This is a genomic window from Planococcus citreus, assembly GCF_003664125.1.
GTDB classification, from domain to species: Bacteria; Bacillota; Bacilli; order Bacillales_A; family Planococcaceae; genus Planococcus; species Planococcus citreus.
Genome location: NZ_RCCP01000013.1, coordinates 1 through 2,961, shown reverse-complemented (window position 1 = coordinate 2,961; position 2,961 = coordinate 1). Strand labels below are relative to the sequence as shown.

The following is a 2,961-nucleotide window of genomic DNA, read 5'->3' as shown; positions in this document are numbered from 1 at the left end:
ATTTTTTTGACCATTCAGTGGTTAAGTTAATAAGGGCGCACGGTGGATGCCTTGGCACTAGGAGCCGAAGAAGGACGGCACTAACACCGATATGCCTCGGGGAGCTGTAAGTGAGCTGTGATCCGGGGATTTCCGAATGGGGAAACCCACTGTTCGTAATGGAGCAGTATCCATGTGTGAATACATAGCACATGAGAAGGCAGACTCAGGGAACTGAAACATCTAAGTACCTGAAGGAAGAGAAAGCAAATGCGATTCCCCAAGTAGCGGCGAGCGAAACGGGATCAGCCCAAACCAGAAGGCTTGCCTTCTGGGGTTGTAGGACACTCTATACGGAGTTACAAAGGAACGGATTAAGCGAAGCGACCTGGAACGGTCCGCAAGATAGGGTAATAGCCCCGTAGCTGAAAGTTCGTTCCCTCCAGAGTGGATCCTGAGTACGGCGGAACACGAGAAATTCCGTCGGAATCCGGGAGGACCATCTCCCAAGGCTAAATACTCCCTAGTGACCGATAGTGAACCAGTACCGTGAGGGAAAGGTGAAAAGCACCCCGGAAGGGGAGTGAAATAGATCCTGAAACCGTGTGCCTACAAGTAGTTAGAGCCCGTTAATGGGTGATAGCGTGCCTTTTGTAGAATGAACCGGCGAGTTACGATTGCATGCAAGGTTAAGGTGAGAAGCCGGAGCCGCAGCGAAAGCGAGTCTGAATAGGGCGAGTGAGTATGCAGTTGTAGACCCGAAACCAGGTGATCTACCCATGTCCAGGGTGAAGGTAAGGTAACACTTACTGGAGGCCCGAACCCACGCACGTTGAAAAGTGCGGGGATGAGGTGTGGGTAGCGGAGAAATTCCAATCGAACCTGGAGATAGCTGGTTCTCTCCGAAATAGCTTTAGGGCTAGCCTCAAGAAGAGAATCCTGGAGGTAGAGCACTGTTTGGACTAGGGGCCCATCCCGGGTTACCGAATTCAGACAAACTCCGAATGCCAGTGATTTATGCTTGGGAGTCAGACTGCGAGTGATAAGATCCGTAGTCAAGAGGGAAACAGCCCAGACCACCAGCTAAGGTCCCCAAATATCCGTTAAGTGGAAAAGGATGTGGCGTTGCTTAGACAACCAGGATGTTGGCTTAGAAGCAGCCATCATTTAAAGAGTGCGTAATAGCTCACTGGTCGAGTGACACTGCGCCGAAAATGTACCGGGGCTAAACGGATTACCGAAGCTGTGGATGGACATCGTAGATGTCCGTGGTAGGAGAGCGTTCTAAGGGCGTTGAAGTCAGACCGGAAGGACTGGTGGAGCGCTTAGAAGTGAGAATGCCGGTATGAGTAACGAAAGACGGGTGAGAATCCCGTCCACCGAATGCCTAAGGTTTCCTGAGGAAGGCTCGTCCGCTCAGGGTTAGTCGGGACCTAAGTCGAGGCCGATAGGCGTAGACGATGGACAACAGGTTGATATTCCTGTACCACCTCCCCGCCGTTTGAGTAATGGGGGGACGCAGAAGGATAGGGTGAGCGTGCCGTTGGTTGTGCACGTCCAAGTTGTGAGATGAGAAACGAGGCAAATCCCGTTTCTATGTACATCAAGCAGTGATGGCAAGAGGTTTAACCTCAGAGTCCCTGATTTCACACTGCCAAGAAAAGCCTCTAGCGAGGCGGGAGGTGCCCGTACCGCAAACCGACACAGGTAGGCGAGAAGAGAATTCTAAGGTGAGCGAGTGAACTCTCGTTAAGGAACTCGGCAAAATGACCCCGTAACTTCGGGAGAAGGGGTGCTCTGGTAGGGTGTTAAAGCCCGAGAGAGCCGCAGTGAATAGGCCCAGGCGACTGTTTAGCAAAAACACAGGTCTCTGCAAAACCGTAAGGTGACGTATAGGGGCTGACGCCTGCCCGGTGCTGGAAGGTTAAGGGGAGTGCTTAGCGCAAGCGAAGGTGCGAACCGAAGCCCCAGTAAACGGCGGCCGTAACTATAACGGTCCTAAGGTAGCGAAATTCCTTGTCGGGTAAGTTCCGACCCGCACGAAAGGCGTAACGATCTGGGCACTGTCTCAACGAGAGACTCGGTGAAATTATAGTACCTGTGAAGATGCAGGTTACCCGCGACAGGACGGAAAGACCCCGTGGAGCTTTACTGTAGCCTGATATTGAATTTTGGTGCAACTTGTACAGGATAGGTAGGAGCCAGAGAACCCGGAGCGCCAGCTTCGGGGGAGGCGTCGGTGGGATACTACCCTGGTTGTATTGAACTTCTAACCCACAAGCCTTAGCGGCTTGGGAGACAGTGTCAGGCGGGCAGTTTGACTGGGGCGGTCGCCTCCTAAAGAGTAACGGAGGCGCTCAAAGGTTCCCTCAGAATGGTTGGAAATCATTCGCAGAGTGTAAAGGCACAAGGGAGCTTGACTGCGAGACGGACAGGTCGAGCAGGGTCGAAAGACGGACTTAGTGATCCGGTGGTTCCGCATGGAAGGGCCATCGCTCAACGGATAAAAGCTACCCCGGGGATAACAGGCTTATCTCCCCCAAGAGTCCACATCGACGGGGAGGTTTGGCACCTCGATGTCGGCTCATCGCATCCTGGGGCTGTAGTCGGTCCCAAGGGTTGGGCTGTTCGCCCATTAAAGCGGTACGCGAGCTGGGTTCAGAACGTCGTGAGACAGTTCGGTCCCTATCCGTCGCGGGCGCAGGAAATTTGAGAGGAGCTGTCCTTAGTACGAGAGGACCGGGATGGACACACCGCTGGTGTACCAGTTGTTCTGCCAAGAGCATCGCTGGGTAGCTATGTGTGGCCGGGATAAGTGCTGAAAGCATCTAAGCACGAAGCCCCCCTCAAGATGAGATTTCCCATTGCGCAAGCAAGTAAGATCCCTCAAAGACGATGAGGTAGATAGGTTCGGGGTGGAAGCGTGGCGACACGTGCAGCTGACGAATACTAATCGATCGAGGACTTAACCAACAAACTGAA

Annotated in this window: 1 rRNA gene; it reads left to right on the top strand. The window is 53.2% G+C overall.

Features of this window, described 5'->3' with window-relative positions:
- Positions 1 to 19: 19 nt before the first annotated feature.
- A 23S ribosomal RNA gene (locus tag DFR62_RS17255) occupies positions 20 to 2,952 on the top strand.
- Positions 2,953 to 2,961: the final 9 nt, after the last annotated feature.